This window comes from Nocardiopsis synnemataformans, assembly GCF_965343085.1.
Lineage (GTDB): Bacteria > Actinomycetota > Actinomycetes > Streptosporangiales > Streptosporangiaceae > Nocardiopsis > Nocardiopsis alborubida.
Window position 1 is genome coordinate 122,867 of record NZ_CBDRFA010000002.1, and the last position, 18,600, is coordinate 141,466.

The 18,600-nt window shown below is 72.9% G+C and carries 18 protein-coding genes; 5 read left to right on the forward strand and 13 right to left on the reverse strand.

Annotated features, from left to right (window positions below):
• Positions 1–9: 9 nt before the first annotated feature.
• Together rsmH and mraZ are read right to left on the reverse strand one after the other, a co-directional pair.
• Positions 10–1,107, reverse strand: a complete 1,098-nt coding sequence (rsmH, locus tag ACSIH6_RS01595) for a 16S rRNA (cytosine(1402)-N(4))-methyltransferase RsmH (RefSeq protein WP_435105975.1) — start codon at positions 1,105–1,107, stop codon at positions 10–12.
• 278 nt (positions 1,108–1,385) lie between these two features.
• Positions 1,386–1,817 carry a division/cell wall cluster transcriptional repressor MraZ gene (mraZ, locus tag ACSIH6_RS01600; RefSeq protein WP_274976909.1) on the reverse strand — a complete coding sequence of 144 codons (432 nt, stop codon included), beginning with the start codon at positions 1,815–1,817 and terminating at the stop codon, positions 1,386–1,388.
• 532 nt (positions 1,818–2,349) lie between these two features.
• Between mraZ and ACSIH6_RS01605 the strand changes: the two genes are divergently transcribed.
• The 3 genes from ACSIH6_RS01605 (at position 2,350) to ACSIH6_RS01615 (ending at position 7,069) form a co-directional block, all read left to right on the forward strand.
• Complete coding sequence (locus ACSIH6_RS01605) at positions 2,350–3,342, forward strand: AAA family ATPase (RefSeq protein ID WP_435105798.1); 993 nt, start codon at positions 2,350–2,352, stop codon at positions 3,340–3,342.
• Between the two features lie 65 nt (positions 3,343–3,407).
• Positions 3,408–4,649: a DUF58 domain-containing protein gene (locus ACSIH6_RS01610; RefSeq protein WP_435105801.1), complete on the forward strand. Its 1,242-nt coding sequence runs from the start codon at positions 3,408–3,410 to the stop codon at positions 4,647–4,649.
• Between the two features lie 8 nt (positions 4,650–4,657).
• Complete coding sequence (locus ACSIH6_RS01615; RefSeq protein ID WP_435105977.1) at positions 4,658–7,069, forward strand: transglutaminase TgpA family protein; 2,412 nt, start codon at positions 4,658–4,660, stop codon at positions 7,067–7,069.
• A 552-nt stretch (positions 7,070–7,621) separates the two neighbouring features.
• Here ACSIH6_RS01615 and ACSIH6_RS01620 read toward each other — a convergent pair.
• From ACSIH6_RS01620 to ACSIH6_RS01670, 11 genes are all read right to left on the reverse strand, one after another.
• A complete protein-coding gene (locus ACSIH6_RS01620; RefSeq protein WP_435105803.1) occupies positions 7,622–8,032 on the reverse strand; it encodes an SCO2097 family morphological protein in 411 nt (136 codons plus the stop codon).
• 243 nt (positions 8,033–8,275) lie between these two features.
• Positions 8,276–9,529, reverse strand: a complete 1,254-nt coding sequence (dinB, locus tag ACSIH6_RS01625; RefSeq protein ID WP_435105980.1) for a DNA polymerase IV — start codon at positions 9,527–9,529, stop codon at positions 8,276–8,278.
• 85 nt (positions 9,530–9,614) lie between these two features.
• Positions 9,615–10,403 carry a methyltransferase domain-containing protein gene (locus ACSIH6_RS01630; protein ID WP_435105805.1) on the reverse strand — a complete coding sequence of 263 codons (789 nt, stop codon included), beginning with the start codon at positions 10,401–10,403 and terminating at the stop codon, positions 9,615–9,617.
• A 61-nt stretch (positions 10,404–10,464) separates the two neighbouring features.
• Positions 10,465–10,878 (reverse strand): transcription antitermination factor NusB, encoded by a 414-nt coding sequence (gene nusB, locus ACSIH6_RS01635; RefSeq protein WP_013151931.1) that lies wholly within the window; start codon positions 10,876–10,878, stop codon positions 10,465–10,467.
• Positions 10,878–11,441 (reverse strand): elongation factor P, encoded by a 564-nt coding sequence (gene efp, locus ACSIH6_RS01640; RefSeq protein WP_435105808.1) that lies wholly within the window; start codon positions 11,439–11,441, stop codon positions 10,878–10,880. The genes nusB and efp overlap by 1 nt, the downstream gene beginning before the upstream one ends.
• Before the next feature lie 137 nt (positions 11,442–11,578).
• On the reverse strand, positions 11,579–12,679 hold the full coding sequence (gene aroB / locus ACSIH6_RS01645; RefSeq protein WP_435105810.1) for a 3-dehydroquinate synthase: 1,101 nt from the start codon (positions 12,677–12,679) through the stop codon (positions 11,579–11,581).
• Complete coding sequence (locus ACSIH6_RS01650) at positions 12,676–13,188, reverse strand: shikimate kinase (protein WP_150253824.1); 513 nt, start codon at positions 13,186–13,188, stop codon at positions 12,676–12,678. The genes aroB and ACSIH6_RS01650 overlap by 4 nt, the downstream gene beginning before the upstream one ends.
• Positions 13,189–13,525: 337 nt before the next feature.
• The gene (aroC, locus tag ACSIH6_RS01655; protein ID WP_061078462.1) at positions 13,526–14,707 is read right to left on the reverse strand and encodes a chorismate synthase; all 1,182 of its coding nucleotides are present in this window, start codon (positions 14,705–14,707) and stop codon (positions 13,526–13,528) included.
• Positions 14,708–14,752: 45 nt separating this feature from the next.
• On the reverse strand, positions 14,753–15,727 hold the full coding sequence (locus ACSIH6_RS01660; RefSeq protein WP_435105812.1) for a prepilin peptidase: 975 nt from the start codon (positions 15,725–15,727) through the stop codon (positions 14,753–14,755).
• Positions 15,728–15,903: 176 nt separating this feature from the next.
• On the reverse strand, positions 15,904–16,644 hold the full coding sequence (locus ACSIH6_RS01665) for an SseB family protein (protein WP_435105814.1): 741 nt from the start codon (positions 16,642–16,644) through the stop codon (positions 15,904–15,906).
• 149 nt (positions 16,645–16,793) lie between these two features.
• A complete protein-coding gene (locus ACSIH6_RS01670) occupies positions 16,794–17,258 on the reverse strand; it encodes a MarR family winged helix-turn-helix transcriptional regulator (protein WP_435105816.1) in 465 nt (154 codons plus the stop codon).
• 201 nt (positions 17,259–17,459) lie between these two features.
• Between ACSIH6_RS01670 and ACSIH6_RS01675 the strand changes: the two genes are divergently transcribed.
• Together ACSIH6_RS01675 and ACSIH6_RS01680 are read left to right on the forward strand one after the other, a co-directional pair.
• A complete protein-coding gene (locus ACSIH6_RS01675; RefSeq protein WP_435105818.1) occupies positions 17,460–18,002 on the forward strand; it encodes a YceI family protein in 543 nt (180 codons plus the stop codon).
• Between the two features lie 197 nt (positions 18,003–18,199).
• On the forward strand, positions 18,200–18,511 hold the full coding sequence (locus ACSIH6_RS01680; RefSeq protein WP_435105820.1) for a DUF2470 domain-containing protein: 312 nt from the start codon (positions 18,200–18,202) through the stop codon (positions 18,509–18,511).
• The last annotated feature ends 89 nt before the right edge of the window (positions 18,512–18,600 follow it).

Below are 18,600 nucleotides of genomic sequence, written 5' to 3' on the forward strand. Positions count from 1 at the left end.
TGGGTCTCCCTACTGCCGCGGTGGTCGCACGCGCTCGGCCGCCCGGAGGCGGGCCGACTGTGCGCGCGGGTTGCGTTCGTTCTCTTCGTCCGTGGGGAGTTCGGCGCCCCGGGTGAGGAGCCGGAGTTCGGGCTGCCGGTCGGGCAGGGGAACCGGCAGGTCGGCGGGCGTGGTGTCGGTGGCCAGTGCGGCCAGGGCCCTCTTGGTCATCCGGTCCTCCAGCGAGTGGTAGGACAGCACGGCCACGCGGCCGCCGACCGCCAGGCGCGCGACCGCGGCGGGCAGGGCGCGTTCGAGGATGGACAGCTCGGCGTTGACCTCGATGCGCAGGCCCTGGAAGGCGCGCTTGGCGGGGTGGCCGCCGGTGCGGCGGGTGGCCGCCGGGATGGCCTCGCGCACCAGCTCGGCCAGGGCGCGGGTGGACTCGATGGGCGCCTGGGCGCGCTGGCGCTCGATGGCCCTGGCCACGCGGGAGGCGAAGCGCTCCTCGCCGTAGGCGCGCAGCACGCGGGTGAGCTCGGCGACCGGGTAGGTGTTGACGACCTCGGCGGCGGTGAGCGGCTGAGTGCGGTCCATGCGCATGTCCAGCGGCGCGTCGTGGGCGTAGGCGAAGCCGCGGTCGGTCTCGTCCAGCTGCGGTGAGGAGACGCCGAGGTCGAGCAGGACGGCGTCGGCCTCGGCTGCGCCCGCCTCGTCCAGGGCGCGCGGGATGTCGGAGTAGACCGCGTGCACGAAGTGGGTGCGGTCGGCGTAGGGCGCCAGGCGTGCGGCGCTGCGCTCCAAGGCGGTGGTGTCGCGGTCGACGCCGACCAGGCGCATGCCGGGGCAGGCGCGCAGGAGCGCCTCGGAGTGGCCGCCCAGGCCCAGGGTGCCGTCGACCAGGACGGCGCCGGGCCGTTCCAGGGCCGGGGCGAGCAGTTCCACGATCCGGTCGAGCATGACGGGCACGTGCAGGGGGTCGGCTCCGGAACGGGCCGCGTCGCCGCGCGTCCGCTCCCCGCCGGTGTGCTTCTCGCCGGTGTGCTCCCCGTCTGCGGGGACGCCGTCCCCGCCCGGGTGGGCGTCCCCGGGCCCGCCGTCCTGCCCGTGCTGCCGGATGTCCCCCATGCGCTGCTGTTCCTCCACGCTGTCGCCGTCTCCCCCCGAGTCGCCGCGGTAGCGCCCCGGTCGGTGCGCTCCACGGTGTCCTTGGCACGGCCCGGCGGGTTCCGACGGGCCTCCGGACACGGCCGCTATTGTCCACCTTCCGGTGGCTTCGCGCTCACGACCTGGCACCGGGGAAGTCGCGCCAGCTCGTGGAGACCGCACCCGGAGGCCGTTGCCGGACTCCGGCTTGCGAGGGTGTGGACTGTGTGCTGGTCGGCCCGGCGGTGCTTCCGCCGGGGTCACAGCACCCCGGGCAGCACCTCCTCCGACAGTTGCGCGAAGGCGGGTTCCTGTTCGGCCTCGTAGTCCGACCACGCCCGGGAGTCCCAGATCTCCAGGCGGGTGTTGGCGCCGATCACGACGCACTCCCGGTCCAGGCCCGCGTAGTCGCGGAGCTTGGCCGGGATGGTGACCCTGCCCTGTTTGTCGCAGTTCTCGTCCGAGGCGCTGGCGAAGAGGACCCTGCTGTAGTCGCGCACCGCCTTGGCGGTGACCGGGGTGGTGGCGAGCGCGTCGGTGATGCGCCGGAACTCCTCCGCCGGGAAGACGTAGAGGCAGCGTTCCTGGCCCTTGGTGATCACCAGACCCCCCGACAGCTCGTCGCGGTACTTCGCGGGGAGGAAGAGCCGCCCCTTCTGGTCGAGCCGGGGCGTGTGGGTGCCGAGGAACACACTTCCACCTCCCTCACCCTCGAAGTGGAGAATTCACCCTCTCCACGGTGCCCCACCTTACTCCACTCTTCCCCACCGTCAACAGATCTTTCCGGCTTTTGCGACCTCTGGGAACGGCGAAACCGCAGTTCACAGCGCTGGGCGCGGAGGTGGGGGGAAGTGGAGGGCGCGGGGTGTGTCGCGGGGCACGGACCTTCGGGACCGCGGCGACCTGCGGCGACACCGCGCGCGTGCGAGCGTGCGCGCGCGGAGGAACGGGGGTGGGCGCCCGCCGGATCGGCTCGGCGTGTCGGACCGGCGTGTCGGGTTCCGGGGCTGGTCGGAGACAGGATCCTCCCCGCTCCGCACCCTCGCCCCGGACCAGCGACGTCACCGAGGATCAGGTGGGTAGTTGGAACCCTTTGACCTCTTTGGCCATCCCTGAAACCAATCGTCCGCTGATTCCGGCACTTTGGTTTGCAATCGGTTTGAATGGGCTTAGCCTCAGTTCCGAACAGCGACACACGGAGCCACAGGGAGCGGGAGGGGTCTGGTGTCACTCGGTACACACCACGGCGGTCGCGGGGGCGGCGTCCAGGGGGACGTCGGTGAGATCGTCGCCGTGGCCGACCGCGTCCGCGCCGCGATCGAGACGGTCATCGAGGGCAAGCCGGAGGTGCTGCGCCTGGCGCTGACGGTCCTGCTCGCCGAGGGCCACCTGCTCATCGAGGACGTCCCCGGCGTCGGCAAGACCATGCTGGCCAAGGCCTTGGGCCGGGCCGTGGACTGCTCCGTGCAGCGCGTGCAGTTCACGCCGGACCTGCTGCCCAGTGACATCACCGGCGTCAGCGTCTACCACCAGGACCGGCGCGAGTTCGAGTTCAACCCCGGCCCGGTGTTCGCCAACATCGTGGTGGGCGACGAGATCAACCGCGCCTCGCCCAAGACCCAGGCCGCCCTGCTGGAGTGCATGGCCGAACGCCAGGTGAGCGTGGACGGCCAGACCCGCGCCCTGGAGCGGCCGTTCATGGTGGTGGCCACCCAGAACCCGGGCGACATGGAGGGCACCTACGCCCTCCCCGAGGCCCAGCGCGACCGGTTCATGGCCCGCGTCTCGGTCGGCTACCCCGCTCCCCAGGCCGAACTCGACATGATCGACTCGCACAGCTCCAGCTCGCCGCTGGACAGCCTGACGCCCGTCACCAACGCCGCCCAGATCCGCGACCTGGCCGACCGGGTGCGCACGGTGCACGTGGCCCCGGGCATGCGCCGCTACGTCGTGGACCTGATCAACGCGACCCGGACCAGCCCCGAGTTGCGCCTGGGCGCCTCGCCGCGGGCCACCCTGCACCTGGTGCAGGCCGCCCGCGCCTACGCCGCCCTGGACGGACGGCACTACGTCGTTCCCGACGACGTGCAGGCCCTGGCCGTCCCGGTGCTCGCGCACCGGCTGCTGCCCGGCCCCGAGGCGCAGATGGAGCGCCTGACCCCCGAGCAGATCGTGGCCAAGCTGGTCGCGCGCCTGCCCGTGCCCGGCCCGCAGTAGACCCGGCGCCCGCGGCACTCACGTCCGCCCCGCCCCCGTACGCACCCGCCCCCGAGAGAGGGTCCATGCGCCCGCACCGAACCCTCACCGCACGAGGCGTCTGCATGCTCATCCTCGGCCTGACCGCCCTGGTGGCCGGCCTGGTCGTGGGACAGCGCGAGGTCGTGGGCCTGGGCGTGCTGCTGACCGTGGTCCCGCCGCTGTCGGCGCTGACGATCCTGGGTGCCGCCTCCCGCGTCGTGCACAGCCGCACCCTGTCCCCCGTCCGGATCCCGGCGGGGCACAACGCCCAGGTACAGCTGCGCGTGGGCAACTCCTCGCGAACCTGGCCGGTGGCCGCGGTGTCGGTGCAGGACACACTGCCCGTACCGCTGGGCGGCGAACCCCGTTACACGGTGGGTTACCTGGGTCCGCGCGCCGTGCGCGACGTCGCCTACCTGGTGCGCCCGGCCGTACGCGGGAACTACCCGGTGGGCCCGCTGCGGATCGGGGTGACCGACCCGCTGGGGTGCGTGCGGGTCAGCCGCAGCGTGGGCGGGCCCTCGCGCCTGCTCGTGACCCCCGTGACCGTCCCGCTGACCGCGCTGGGCGCCGCCGACGGCTCCAAGGGCGAGGACTCACCACGGCGTTCGATGACCGGCGCCGGGGAGCAGGACCCCGTCCCCCGCGAGTACCGGTACGGCGACGACCTGCGCAAGGTGCACTGGCGGTCCACCGCCAAGCACGGTGAGCTCATGGTGCGCCGGGACGAGCAGCACTCGCGCGAGAACAGCGTGGTCCTGCTGGACACGCGGCGCGGGGCGCACGGGTACCCGGGCCCCGGCGGGTCCCTGGAGACCGCGGTGAGCGCGGCCGCCTCGGTGGCGGTGCACCTGCTCGACAGCGGCCACGAGCTGCGCCTGCACACCGAGCGGGGCCGGGTGCGGACCGCGAACGCGTCGGGCGTGCTGGACAGCCTGGCCGTCGCGGAGTCCTCCGACACACCCGGGCTGCTCGGCGGGATCGGCATGCTGGCCGACTCCCGCGGGACGACCAGCCTGGTCGTGGCGGTACTGGGCGCGGTGGACCCAGAGGAGGCCGCCGCCCTGTCCCGCGCGGGCGGCCGGGGCGTGCGCGTCGCCGTGCTGTGCGCGCACGCCGCCTGGCCCGGCCCCGACACCCTGCGCGGGGTCCACGACGTGCTGACCGCGGCCGGATGGCGCGTCCTCGTCCTGGGTTCCGCCGCCGAACTGCCCGACCTGTGGCGCCGCGCCTGCGCGCCCGCTCCCGCCGCCGGGCCGCACACCCCTCGGAAGGGTCCGCGTTGAGAGCACTGATGCCCCTGGCCACCCTGGTCTGCCTGCTGATGGCGCTGCCGCTGCTGGGCAGCCTCGTACGGGGCGAGACCTGGTGGGTCCCGGCCCTCGTGATGACGGTGGCGGTGGGCGGGGTGTCCGCGCTGTACCGCCTCGGCGGCTGGAGCTCCTTCCCGGTGCCGTTCCTCCAGGTGCTGGTGGCGGCGCTGCTGATGACGCCGCTGTTCGCCGGGCACGTCGCGCCCCTGGGGCTGCTGCCCTCCGGTGACGTGGCGGCGCACCTGCTGCGGGTGTTCGACGAGGGCCTGGAGACGGTCAACGCCAGCGCGCCCCCGGTCTCCTCCACCGCCGGGATCATGCTGATCATCGCGCTGGTGTTCGTCCTGTTCGCGATCGTCGCGGACTTCCTCGCGGTGACCGCGCGCTGCCCCGGGATGGTCGGCGCCCTGGTGGCCGTGCTGATGGCGGTCCCGCTGATCGTGGACGACGCCGGACTGGGCTGGCTGCCCGCGGCCAGCGGCGCCGTGGGCTTCCTGCTGCTGCTCGCGGTGGACGTGTGGGTGCGCGGCCGCGAGTGGGGCGTGCGCGTCCCGGACGGCCACGACTCCTCGGCCCGGGTGCTGAGCGCGGTGCGCAGGACGGCGATGGTGTCGCTGGCCTCGGCCGCCGCGGTGCTGCTGGCGCTGACGGTGCCGCTCGCGGTGCCGTCGTTGCGCACCGACGTGCTCCACACGATGGCCGACGGCACCTACATCGGCACCGGCGGGGACCTCATCACCACCACGCACCCGCTGGTCTCGCTGCGGCGCGAACTGGCCGCCTCCTCCGACCGCACGGTGCTGACCTACCGGACCGACGCCGAGCAGCCCGACTACCTGCGCACGTACGTGCTGGACGAGTTCGACGGCGCGAACTGGACGATGACGCCGGTGAACGCCTCGGGCGACACCCTGGTCGACGGGGAGCTGCCGCCGCCCACCGGGTGGGGGGCGGACTCCTCCGGCGACGCGGTGACCACGCGGATCTCGATGGACTCGGACTCGCCCGGGATCGACTTCCTGCCGCTGCCGTACTGGGCGCGGACGGTGGACGTGGCCGGGGAGTGGTACGCCGACCCCGCCAGCCACATGATCTTCACGACCGAGAGCGCGCCCACGGGGCTGAGCTTCACCGTGGAGACCGTGGACCGGGAGCCGTCAGTCGAGGAACTGGCCGACAGCGGCAGCCCGCGGTCGCTGCCGGGCGACTTCCGCGACCTGCCGAGCGGGCTGGACCCGCGGGTCCGGGAGCTGGCCGAGCAGCTGACCGGGGACGCCCGCACTCCCTACGAGCGGGCGGTGGCGATCCAGGACCACTTCACGGGGGGCGCGTTCACCTACGACCTGTCCCCGCCCGCGGTGCCCGACGGCGCCGACCCGCTCGCCTACTTCCTGTTCGAGGACCAGGTGGGCTACTGCGAGCAGTTCGCGGGGGCGATGGCGGTCATGGCCCGGCAGGTGGACATCCCGGCGCGGGTGGCGGTGGGCTACACCGCGGGCGAACGCCAGGGCGACGACCGCTGGGCGGTGTCCGTGGGCGACGCCCACGCCTGGCCGGAGCTGTACTTCGAGGGCGCGGGCTGGGTGCGGTTCGAGCCGACCCCGTCCTCTGCCGGGGGGCAGGGTTCGGCGTCGGTGCCCGACTACTCCCGGGGCGGGCAGGAGGGCGCCGACACCCCGGAAAGCGCCGCGGAGGAGACGGAGGACCCCTCCCCCGAGGAGTCGGAGGCCGCGGAGGACGAGGCCTCCGCGGAGGACGAGGAGCCCAGTGATGCTCCTGAGGAGGAGCCCGAGGACGAGCCGTCCTCGTCGGTGGCGGCTCCGGGCGGCGGTGCGCAGGACGGCCCGGACCTGTCGTGGCTGCCCGTGGCGGGCGCCGTCGCGGGCGTGCTGCTGCTGTTGGCGCTGCCCGCGCTGGTGCGCGCCCTGACCCGCTGGTCCCGGACGGCGTCGCTGTCCGGCGGCGGGCGGGAGACGGGCGCCGGGGGCGCGCACACCGCGTGGCGGGAGCTGCGGGACACCTGCCTGGACCTGGGCGGTACGTGGTCGCTGGCGGAGAGCCCGCGTGCCACGGCCGAACGCCTGGCCGGTTCCGGCCCGGTGCCGCGGCCCGAGACGGCCCCGGTGGGGCTGATGTCGGGGGCCGCTCCGGGTCCGGTGCCGCCGGAGGCCGCGGCGGCGCTGCGGCGGCTGGCCCTGGCCGAGGAGCAGGCGCGCTACGCGCCCTCGCCCCAGGCCCCGGAGGAGCTGCGCGAGGACCTGCGGACGGCCCTGGCGGGGCTGGCCGGAGTGGTCGGTGCGGGAGCGCGCTTGCGCGCGGTGCTCCTGCCCCGGTCGCTGGCCCCGTGGCACCGACCGCGCCGCGCCGTCGACCCCGAGCCCGTGACGTCGTAGTTGGCTGACCAGCAATGTTGTTGGCGTGACGCAAGGGTCCTGACCTGCGATGATCTTGTACCCATAGCCGATGTCGGCGCTCGGACCTCGCTATGGGTACAAGATCTACTGCTTCACCATGGTGGTGTCGGGGAGGGTTTCGACGGGAACCGCTCTGACCGTGGTGCTGGGGTGACTCCTACAAGATCTGTCCGTGAGGACCTGGTCGTGACCTGTCCACCAGCGGTACCGGCCGGGCTCCCGCCGCGGGACGGGGCCCGGAAACCGGGTACTCGGACGCCGTCCGCGCCGACGCCGGACCCCGCCGGTGCTCCCGGCACGCGGGCGCTGGCCAATGTCCGGGCACGGGCAGGGCGATCGGCGACCCCCTGTGCGCCTCCTCAGCCCCGGGACGCCTCCCGAGCGACCACGACCCCCGCAAACGTGGTGGGCCCCGCACCACTGTGCGGGGCCCACCACGGGGAACTGCGTGTCCGGCACGGATCCCCTGCGGGATCCCCGCCCGACAGGGTACGGCCGAGCGCGACCGGCGCGGGGTGTGGGACCGGGGTCCTACTCCTCACCCTCCTGGCGACGGCGCCAGCGCTCCTCGAAACGATTCATCATGCCGGGACGGCTGCCGCCCCGACGCTTCTGCTTGGGCTCCGCCACCGCGGTGCCCTGGTCGGCACCGCCGCCCCCCGAGGCCTTGCGCCAGGCGTTGGCACCCCACAGGAAGCACAGCAACATGACGAGGAAACCGAGGACGCTGATGGCGACCTGGGCGACTGTGGACTGGAGCATCAACCCCGTCATCAGCAGCACGATACCGATGACGAAACCGAGTCCGGCCTTGATGATCCAGCGCTTGTAATGGACCGCGGGGTTCGTTTGCCGAACGGTGTTCGCGAACTTCGGGTCCTCGGCATACAGCGCCCGCTCGATCTGGTCGAGCATGCGCTGCTCGTGTTCAGAGAGCGGCACGGCGCCTCCCTACGGCAGTCCCCGGTTGGGGTGACGGGTACTGAAGAACAGTCTCTTGGTCAGTGGTATGCCCAGAATACGATGAGCTAGCGCCCGGTGGAAAGAAAAGCTGCGTGCGTACCTGACCACCACAGGCCACGATACCCTCGCCCTGTATCGGAAACACCGGCTTCCATGCCTCTCTTCTACCCTCATTCCGGTCCTACCCTTGGGAACGCTCCGAGGGCCCCGGAAGTTGCCGCATCATACGTCGTTTTCGTCACGCTTGGCCAACACGGCCGACTGTATCGCGCCCGGCCCGAAACGTGCCGTTACGCGATCCATAACCCGTTCAACATCCCTCCAACCCGATTCCTCCTCCCCCAGTGCCAACTGGCGGTGCACCTGCTCCACCGGAATGACCCCCTCCACCCGCACCCCCACCAGGCGCAGCGGTACCCCCCGCAACCCGGAGGCGGTGTACAGCTCGCGGGCGACGGCGCTGATCTCGCGGGCCACGTCGGTGCCCTCGGGCAGTGTCCGCGACCGGGTGATGGTGGAGAAGTCGCCGCGGCGCAGCTTCACGCTCACCGTGCGTCCCGCCTGCCTCGAGGCCCTCAGGCGGCGTCCGACCTTCTCGGCCAGCCTCAGCAGCTCGCGGTCCACCACCCCGGGGTCGGCCACGTCCTCGTCGAAGGTCTCCTCCGAGCCGACGCTCTTGTCCGGCGACTCGGGCACGACCGGGCTCGTGTCCACGCCCCGGGACAGCTCGGCCAGGCGGGTTCCGGCCTTGTCGCCCAGCTCCATACGCAGCAGGTCCGGCTCGTAGCGGGCCAGCTGGCCGACCGTGCGCACGCCCAGCCGGGCCAGGGTCCGCTCGGTCCGGTCTCCCACCCCGGGCAGCGCCCCGACCGGCAGCGGGTCCAGGAAGCCGCGCACGTGGGCGGTGGGCACCAGGAGCAGGCCGTCGGGCTTGCAGTGCGTGGAGCCGAGCTTGGCGGTGAAGCGGGTGGCGGCCACGCCCACGGAGCAGGTCAGGCGCTGTTCCCGGCGCACCCGCTCGCGGATCATCGCGGCGATGCGCACCGGCCCGCCCAGGCGGCGGCGCGCGCCGGACACGTCCAGGAAGGCCTCGTCCAGGGAGAGTGGCTGCACCAGCGGCGTCACCGAGCGCAGGATGTCCATGACGGCCTCCGACGCCTGACGGTAGGCGCGGCCGTCGGGCGGGAAGACCAGGGCCTCCGGGCACAGGCGCAGGGCCCGCGCCATGGGCATCGCCGAGTGCACGCCGTGCGCGCGGGCGAGGTAGTCGGCGGAGGAGACCACGCTGCGCGGGCCTGTGCCGCCCACGATGACGGGACGCCCGCGCGCCTCGGGGTGGCGCAGCTGCTCCACGCTCGCGAAGAAGGCGTCCATGTCCAGGTGCAGGATGTGGCAGTCACCGTCCGGTCCGGAGCCGTCCGCGGGGAAGTCCGCGTCCAGCGCCGCGATGCCCTCCGGGGAGGCCATGCCCCGCATCGCGGCGCCGCGTTCCAGTTGGCGTCGGCTCATACAGCCAGGTTATGCCGTGCCGGGGGGAGCCCCGTCCCCCCGGCACCGGGGTTCAGGAGCGGTGTGCGACAACGTGCAGCTGGGTGGCGACGCCGATCAACTCGGGGTGCTCGGCGGCGGCCCTCTCCAGTTCCACCAGGTGCTGCCCGGCGTGGGCGTCGCCCTCCCAGGCGTGCCCGGGCACGAGGTCGGCGAACGCGCGGACGCCGCGGACGCTCTCCCCGGACAGTCCGGCCCGGCCGATCAGCTCCAGGATCTGCTGACGGGTGAAACGGCGCGGCATCGGGTCCCCCTCGCCCCAGCGGCCGTCGGGGTCGCCGAGCAGGTGGTGGGCCTCGGTGATGTGCCCGGCCAGCGCACGGTGCAGGGCGCCGGCGACCGCGTTGGTGACCAGCAGGCTCACCGCACCGCCCTCCCGGGTGGTGCCGACCACGTCGTGCAGCGCCGCGGCGGGGTCGTCCACGTACTCCAGCACGTTGTGCACCAGGACGAGGTCGGCGCTGCCCGGTGCGAACAGGGAGGCCAGGTCGCGGGTCTCCCCCTGGACCCCGCGCACGGACACCCCCCGCTCCGCGGCGCGGCGCTCCAGGGCCGCGAGCGAGTCGGGGCTGGGCTCGACCACGGTCACCCGGTGGCCGAGCTCGGCCAGGGGGACGGCGGCTCCGCCGGTGCCCCCGCCCGCGTCGACGATCTCCAGGGGTCCGTCCCCGAGCCGGTCCAACAGTCCGACGAGGGCGTCCCACACGACCGCGGTCCGGGCCGCGTTGGCGGCCCGCCCCGGTCCGGTCGCCCCGCTCGCGCCGAGGCCGCCGCCCGCGGCCACGCTGGTCCTGTCAGTCACCTGCGTTCCCTCAATCCACGTTGCCCCGGCGGTCCCCCGAGCGCCGATGTGCCGACACTCCCTAGAGCGAGAGCGTCGACTTGTTCTCCATCAGCCTGGACAGGAGTCCGCTGACGAAGTTGGGGGACTCGTCGGTGGACAGCTCCTTGGCCACGCCGACCGCCTCGGCGATCGCCACGCCGTCCGGGATGTCGTCGGCCCACAGCAGTTCGTAGGCGCCCATCCGCAGGATGTTGCGGTCCACGACCGGCATGCGCTCCAGGGTCCAGCCGATGGCGTAGGTGTCCAGGAGCTCGTCGATGCGCTCGCGCCGCTCGTCGACCGAGCGGGCCAGACTCTCGGTGAAGTCGTTGATCGGCGGTTCGGGCTGGGCCCGCCGGCGCCGGATGACGTCCTCCACCGAGGTGGCGCGCACCTCGGCCTCGTAGAGGACCTCGACCGCGCGCCGCCGCGCCTTGCGCCGTGCTCCGCTCATCAGTTGACTCGCCCGAGGTAGTCACCCGTGCGGGTGTCGACCTTGACGGTCTCACCGGTGGTGATGAACAGGGGCACCTGGATGGTGGCGCCGGTCTGGACGGTGGCGGGCTTGGTGCCGCCGGTGGAGCGGTCGCCCTGGACGCCCGGGTCGGTCTGGGTGATCTCCAGCTCGACAGCGGGGGGCAGCTCGATGTAGAGGGGGTTGCCCTCGTTGATGGCCACGGTGGCCTTGGTGTTCTCCAGCATGAAGTTCTTGTCGTCGCCGACGACGGTCGCCGAGACCGGGATCTGGTCGTAGGTCTGGGTGTCCATGAAGACGAAGGACTCGCCGTCGTGGTAGAGGTACTCCATCTCGCGGCGGTCGACGTTGGCGAACTCGACCTTGGACCCGGCGTTGAAGGTCTTGTCGACGATCTTGCCCGTGAGGACGTTCTTGAGCTTGGTACGGACGAACGCGCCGCCCTTGCCCGGCTTGACGTGCTGGAACTCGATGACGTTCCAGAGGACACCGCCGTCGAGCCGCAGGGTCGTGCCGTTCTTGATGTCGTTCGTCGTGGCCACTTCGGTCGTCTCTCCAAGGGGTCTGACACGTCGGGGACCGGTCCTCGCGGGGACCCGGTCGGTGTTCGGTGGGGCCGGGCACGGGCACCTCGGGGAGTTCCCCGGGCGCGCCGGTGCGCACGTCGCCTGTGTGCAGTCTAGTGGCTTCGCGGAACCCGGGTGTCGCTCGTGACCGCGCGGTACGCCTCGTCCAGCAGTTCGGGGGCGGGGCCGCTGAGGATGGTGGGCCGCGCCAGGCCGTCCAGGACGACGAAGCGCAGGGTGGCCCCGCGGGCCTTCTTGTCCACGCTCATGGCGGCGCGCAGCTCGGGCCAGGCCTCGGGTGCGTAGGAGACGGGCAGGCCGACCGAGGAGAGCAGTGAGCGGTGGCGTTGGACCAGGTCGTCGCCCACGCGGCCGTCCAGGCGGGCGAGTTCGGCGGCGTAGACCATGCCGATGGAGACCGCGTAGCCGTGCCGGAAGGTGTAGTTCTCGGCGCGCTCGATCGCGTGGCCCAGGGTGTGGCCGTAGTTGAGGATCTCGCGGCGGCCGCTCTCCCGCAGGTCACCGGAGACGACGTCGGCCTTGACCCGGATGGCGCGCTCGATGAGCTCGCGGGTGTGCCTGCCCTCGGGTGCGGCCGCGCCCTCGGGGTCGTCCTCGACCAGGTCGCAGATGACGGGGTCGTCGATGAACCCGGCCTTGACGATCTCGGCGAGGCCGCCGATGTAGTCGGCCCGGGGAAGGCTCGGCAGGGTGGCGAGGTCGCACAGGACCCCGGCCGGCGGGTGGAAGGCGCCGACGAGGTTCTTGCCCTCGGGGGTGTTGACGCCGGTCTTGCCGCCGACGGCGGCGTCGACCATGCCGAGCAGGGTGGTGGGCACCAGGACGGAACGCACGCCGCGCAGCCAGGTGGCGGCGACGAACCCGGCCAGGTCGGTGGCGGCTCCCCCTCCGACGCCGACGACGGCGTCGCTGCGGGTGAAGCCCCGCTGCCCGAGCCGGGACCACAGGTCGGCGGCGACGGCGGCGGTCTTGGCGGCCTCGCCGTCCGGGACGGGCATGGAGTGCGCCCGGTAACCGGCGGCCTCCAGGGCGCCGACCACGGGACGGGCGATCCCGTCCAGGCTCTGGGGGTGGATGACGGCCACCTGGGCGGCGTCGCCGACCAGGGAGGGGAGTTCGGAGAGGACCCCGCTGCCGACCACCACGTCGTAGCGGCCGGCGGAGTCGCCCACACCGATCCGGGTCGCGGTCACTGCTGAGCCTTTCCGGAGTCCTGCCCGGCCAGCGAGGGCAGGATGGCGTCGACGATCTCTTCGGGGTGGTAGCCGGTCGTCTCGACGGTGACGGTGGCCAGGCGCTCGTAGACGGGCAGGCGCTCGTTGAGCAGCTGGCGCAGCCGGGTGCGGGGGTTGCCCGCGAGCAGGGGGCGGGCGACGTCCATGCCCACGCGCTTGGCGGCCTCGCCGAACTCCACCTGGAGGTAGACCACGTGGTGCTCGGCCAGGTCGCGCTGGGTGTCCTCGTCCAGGACCGCGCCGCCGCCGACGGCGATCACGCCCTCCCAGGCGCGCAGGCCCTCGGCGACGACCTCGCGCTCCAGGGCGCGGAAGCGCTCCTCGCCGTCCTCGACGAAGATGTCGCCGATGGGCTTGCCCGCGCGCTTCTCGACCTCGGTGTCGGTGCACAACAGGTCGGCGCCCAGACGCCCGGCCAGGGCCTCACCAACGGTGGACTTGCCCGATCCGGGCGAACCGATGAGCACCGCGATCGCTTTTGCCACGCTCTGCCTGCCTAGGTGATCCGTGGGTCCCTTCCCCGCGTGCGCGGGAGGTACCGCCCTGTTACGTGCGTCTTCCTGTCTAGCAGACCTCGGACACGCGGGTTCGGGAAGACGGGGTTGTCCACAGGCCGGGCCACGCCGCTGGTGCGGGTGCTCGGTCCGCCTCTACGCTCGGATTCGGGGGCGACTTCGTCGCTCACAGGCGCGTCGTGCGCCCCCGAATCCAGTGTGGCCCCTTCCGTCCGTGCCCCGCCAGCCCCGAAGACGCCCCTGTGGACAACCGCTCCGGCAACGGGGCGCCCGGACCGGTGACCGAAGGTCAGCGGATGGTCAGCGCGTCCAGGTAGCCCTTGAGGTTGCGCGCCGTCTCGGCGACCGAGTCGCCGCCGAACTTCTCGACGGCGGCCTCGGCGAGCACCAGGGCGACCATCGCCTCGGCGACCACACCGGCAGCCGGGACGGCGGTGACGTCGCTGCGCTGGTGGTTGGCCTGCGCGGGCTCGCCGGTCTCGACGTCGATGGTGTCCAGCGCCCTGGGCACCGTCGCGATGGGCTTCATCGCCGCGCGCACGCGCAGCGGGTCGCCGGTGGTCATACCACCCTCGACACCTCCGGCGCGGTTGGTGCGGCGGCGCACGCCGTCCGGACCGGGTTCGATCTCGTCGTGGGCGGCGGAACCGCGGCGGGCGGCGGTACGGAAGCCGTCGCCGACCTCCACGCCCTTGATCGCCTGGATGCCCATGAGCGCACCGGCCAGGCGCGCGTCCAGGCGCCGGTCCCAGTGCACGTGGCTGCCCAGGCCGGGCGGCAGGCCGTAGGCCAGCACCTCGACCACGCCGCCGAGGGTGTCGCCGGACTTCTTGGTGTCGTCGACCTCCTCGACCATGCGGGCGCTGGTCTGGGCGTCGAAGCAGCGCAGCGGGTCGGCGTCGATCGCGGCCAGGTCCTCCGGGCGCGGCTCCGGCGCGTCCTCGGGCACCGCCACGGGCCCCATGGACACCACGTGGCTCAGGATCTCCACGCCCAGGGCCTGGCGGCAGAACTGGCGCGCCACCTCGCCGATCGCGACGCGGGCGGCGGTCTCGCGGGCGCTGGCGCGCTCCAGGATCGGCCGCGACTCCTCGTGGCCGTACTTCTGCATGCCGACCAGGTCGGCGTGGCCGGGGCGGGGCCGGGTGAGCGGCGCGTTGCGCGCCACGCTCTCCAGTTCCTCGGCGGGCACGGGGTCGGGGGACATCACCTTCTCCCACTTGGGCCACTCGGTGTTCCCGACCTCGACCGCGACCGGACCCCCCTGGGTGCGGCCGTGGCGAATGCCCCCGATCACGGAGACCTGGTCCTTCTCGAACTTCATCCGGGCACCCCGGCCGTACCCGGCGCGGCGGCGGAGCAACGCGGCGGCGATGTCGTCAGAGGTGACGGACACACCGGCCGGGAGGCCCTCCAGAATCGCGACGAGTGCGGGTCCGTGGGACTCCCCCGCGGTCAGCCAACGCAACATGTGCACGATCCTTTCACGGATCGGTGTGCGGTGGCGCCCCCGGGTTCAGGGTTGTGGAAACAGCGCTCCTCCCGCCAGGACGGTGGCCAGCGCGGCGGCGAGCATGAACGGGCCGAGGGGGAAGGGGTCCCTGCGGGTGAGCCTTCGCAGCGCCATGAGCACGATTCCCACCAGGGAGAAGGCCGCGAAGGCCCAGAACACGGCGACCAGCGCGCCGAAGGTCCCCGCCGCCCACCCCGCGTACAGCGCGGTGAGCCCGGAGAGCTTGACGTCGCCGAACCCCAGCCCCGCGCTGTGCACCCGCCACAGCAGCCAGTACAGCACCGTGACCAGGGCCATGCTGGCGAGCGCCCCCGCGGCCCGGTCGGTGTCGGGGCCCTCGGGGGGCAGCAGGACGGCCATCCCGATCAGGGCCGCGGCGACGGGGTAGGCGGGGAGGACGACGGCGTCGGGCAGGCGCATGACCCGCAGGTCGATGACGGCCAGCGGCACGCCGACGGCGGTCAGCCAGAGCACGGCCAGTACGCCGAAGGGGCACCAGTCGGGTTGGAGGGTGGCCCACAGGCCGACGCAGCCGAAGAGCGCGGCGGTCACGACGACGACCGCGGGGTGGGATCGGATGACCTGCTCGCAGTGGGGGCAGGCCCCCCGTCTTCGAAACGTCCGGGCCCCCACGGCGGGGAACCAGCGCAGGAAACGCAGCTCGGCGCGGCAGTGGGGACAGCGGGGCGGCGGCGGGCCCTCGTCGTCGTCCTCCGGTGGGAGTCGGCGCTCACCGCGCACGTCCTCGCCGGTGTCGGGGACCGTGGTGGCGTCGTCGCGCGCGGGCTGGACGTGCCGGTCGGCGCGGGGTGTGAGCGAACCGCGGGAGGCGGGTGCCCGCGGCGGGCTGGCGGGGCCGAAGAGGTGGACGAGGCGGCCGTTGACCTGGCCCACCACCACTCCGAGCAGGGCGAGCAGGACGGCGACGGTGACCGTCCACAGGTGCGGGTGGAGGAGGAGTGTCGAGGGGGTGGGCATGGTGGGAAGCTACCCTTCCGGGGCCCGTGGCGACACCGCCTGGCTTGGCCTGTGGAAAACTCCAGGCCCGCGAACGCCGTGGCACCGCACGCCCGCACGGGGCGCACGGGACGAAGGCGCGCGGCGGCCGGGACCCGCGGGGCCCGCGTGTCCGGCCGGACACGCGGGGCCGGGCGTCAGTCCTGGTCGGCGGCCCCGGGCCCGTTCGGGGACGCGTCGTCGCGCCGGGCGCGCACGACGGCGCTCAGTTCGATGCCCCCGGGCAGCACGTACCGCAGTTCGGCGGTGAGCCTCTCGGCCACACGGCGCAGGACCTCGTCGTCGCGCTCGTCGAGTTCGAGGCGGATGCCGATCTCGCCGCGCTCGGAGGGGTGGATGCGGACGCGCTCGATGCCGAATTCGACCTGGGTGATCTGGTGGATGAGTCCGAGGACCTGCGGGTCGTCCTTGGGCTCGGGAACGGCGCCGTTCTCGGCGAGCATGCTGAGGAAGGGCCCCTGCACGGTGTAGGGCACGGGACCGGCCACGTCGAGCACCAGCGCGTCCGCCTCCTCCTCCAGGGCCGCCTGGCAGGCGTCCCTGACGGTGAAGGGGACGGGGCGCGCGTCCGGGCGCCAGCGGCGGACCGCGTCCACGGAGGTGAAGGCGAGCATGCCGCGCCGCCCGTCCCTGCCGGTCATGATCGGGACGGCGACCTCGCTGTTCTTGTCCCTGGTGAGCCCGCCGACGCCCTCCTCGGTCTCGGTGGCCACGGCGACCACGGGGATGAGCACGCGGGTTCCGCTGAGCGCGGCCAGCACCTGGCGGTCGCCCGTCTCACCCGACGCGTGTTCGCGCAGGCGTGCCTCGACCTCGGGATCGACGCTGCCGTCGTCGTCGCGGAAGTTCTGGGCGCCGATGATGGATGGTCTGCTCACGTGCACCGACTCTACCGGTGGGGTGCGGGACCCGTATCGCGCACGCGCGAAGCGGCGCGAATCGGACGATGCGCGCCCGAGTCCCGGCCGACCCCGAGGATTCGGACACACGAAACGCTCGGACCCACGGGTACGGCACGCACGGACCTTTACCCCCGCCGGGCGGCCCCGCCGTCCTCCAGCGCCCCGATGATCGAGCCGAGCTGGGCGACCTGCTCCCCGCTGAGGCGGTCGAAGATCAGCGAGCGCACGCGTGTGGCGTGTCCGGGCGCGGCCTGGCGCAGGAGGAGGGAGCCCTTCTCGCTGAGCACGGCCCACAGCCCGCGGCGGTCGTCGTCGCAGTGCTCCCGGTGCACGTAGCCGCCGCGTTCGAGCCGTGCGACCTGGTGGGAGAGCCTGCTCTTGGACACGATGACGCTGTCGGCGAGCACCCGCATGCGCATGCGCTGCCCCTCGGCCTCGGACAGGTGCACGAGGATGCCGTACTCGATGAGCGAGAGCCCGGTACGGGCGCGCAGGTCCTTCTCCAGCTCGTCGTAGACCCAGGCGTTCATCCTGAGGAAACCACGCCAGACGTGCTGTTCTCCGACGTCGAGCCACCCGGCGTTCTCCATGCGGCCCATCGTAGCGGCGTGTCCGAAACCTCCGCCTCGCCACACCGCCGAGTCCCACGACGACGCGCGGCGGAAGAACGCCTTGCACGAGCGCCCGGCATTGCCTAAACTCCTCTTCCAAGGAAGATTCTTCTAAGATGCCTTGTTACACCTCAGCGAATGGGCCCGACCCCGGGTCCACCGACCCGACAGGGAGACACCATGGCAGCGCAGGAACTTCAGGCCGGAACCTGGAAGATCGACACCGCCCACAGCGTGGTCGGCTTCTCCGTACGCCACATGATGGTCAGCAAGGTCCGCGGGCGGTTCGAGAAGTTCGACGCCACGCTGACGGTGCCCGAGGACCCCGCCCAGGCGTCCGTCGAGGCCACCATCGACGCCAGCTCGATCAACACCGACAACGGTGACCGCGACAACCACATCCGCTCCGCCGACTTCTTCAATGTCGAGGAGCACCCGGAGTTCACCTTCCGCTCCACCGGCGCCGTCGCCAAGGGCGAGGACTTCGTCCTGCGGGGCGAGCTGAGCATCAAGGGCAACACCCGCCCCATCGAGATCGCGCTGGAGTTCAACGGCTCCACCATCGACCCCTACGGTCTCAACCGCGCCGGCTTCACCGGCTCCACGCAGATCAGCCGCAAGGAGTTCGGCGTGGACATCGAGATGCCGATGGACGGCGGCGGCGTGGTCGTCGGCGACAAGATCACCATCGACATCGACGCCGAGTTCACCCGCCAGGCCTGAGAGCACCCGTGACGGCCGGGCGGACTCCGGGCCGGAGGGGGCGGGGGAACGGGCGGGGCGGAGCGGCCTCCCGGAAGTTTTGACGACACACCGTCATCACCTTCGGGGCCGCTCGGATATCGTCAGCGGGGGGAGGGCGCACAGCCCTCCCCCCGCTCGTGTCACGCGTGCGCGCCACCCGCCGGCCAGGAGGTCCCGTGTCCCCGTCCAACCCCTTCTCCCCCGAGGTCGTCGCCGCCGTCACCGCCCACATGAACGGCGACCACCCCGAGGACACCCTGCTCATCTGCCGCGCGCTGGGCGGTCGGCCCGAGGCCACCGCCGCGCGCATGACGGGCCTGGACGGCGACGGCGGCGACTACGCGGTCACCGTGGAGGGGACCGAGCACGCCGTGCGCGTGCCGTGGGCGCGGCCGCTCACCGAGCGCGCCCAGATCCGCGCCGAGGTCGTGCGCATGCACCAGGAGGCCTGCGAGAAGCTCGGCGTGGCCCCGCGCGGGCGGCACTGAGGACCTCGGACAGGTCCGGGCCCTCGTGCGGCAGGGGCGTGGCCCCGCGCGGGCGGCACTGAGCGGGCGGCACTGAGCGGGCGGCACTG

Bases quoted from the DNA above. Each gene is read 5' to 3' on its own strand.
- ACSIH6_RS01675 (WP_435105818.1), top strand. From the start codon at position 17,460: ATGGCAGCGCAGGAACTTCAGGCCGGAACCTGGAAGATCGACACCGCC.
- ACSIH6_RS01670 (WP_435105816.1), bottom strand. From the start codon at position 17,258: ATGGAGAACGCCGGGTGGCTCGACGTCGGAGAACAGCACGTCTGGCGT.
- rsmH (WP_435105975.1), bottom strand. From the start codon at position 1,107: ATGGGGGACATCCGGCAGCACGGGCAGGACGGCGGGCCCGGGGACGCC.
- ACSIH6_RS01610 (WP_435105801.1), top strand. From the start codon at position 3,408: ATGCGCCCGCACCGAACCCTCACCGCACGAGGCGTCTGCATGCTCATC.
- dinB (WP_435105980.1), bottom strand. From the start codon at position 9,529: ATGCGGGGCATGGCCTCCCCGGAGGGCATCGCGGCGCTGGACGCGGAC.
- ACSIH6_RS01660 (WP_435105812.1), bottom strand. From the start codon at position 15,727: ATGCCCACCCCCTCGACACTCCTCCTCCACCCGCACCTGTGGACGGTC.
- ACSIH6_RS01615 (WP_435105977.1), top strand. From the start codon at position 4,658: ATGCCCCTGGCCACCCTGGTCTGCCTGCTGATGGCGCTGCCGCTGCTG.
- aroC (WP_061078462.1), bottom strand. From the start codon at position 14,707: ATGTTGCGTTGGCTGACCGCGGGGGAGTCCCACGGACCCGCACTCGTC.
- nusB (WP_013151931.1), bottom strand. From the start codon at position 10,878: ATGAGCGGAGCACGGCGCAAGGCGCGGCGGCGCGCGGTCGAGGTCCTC.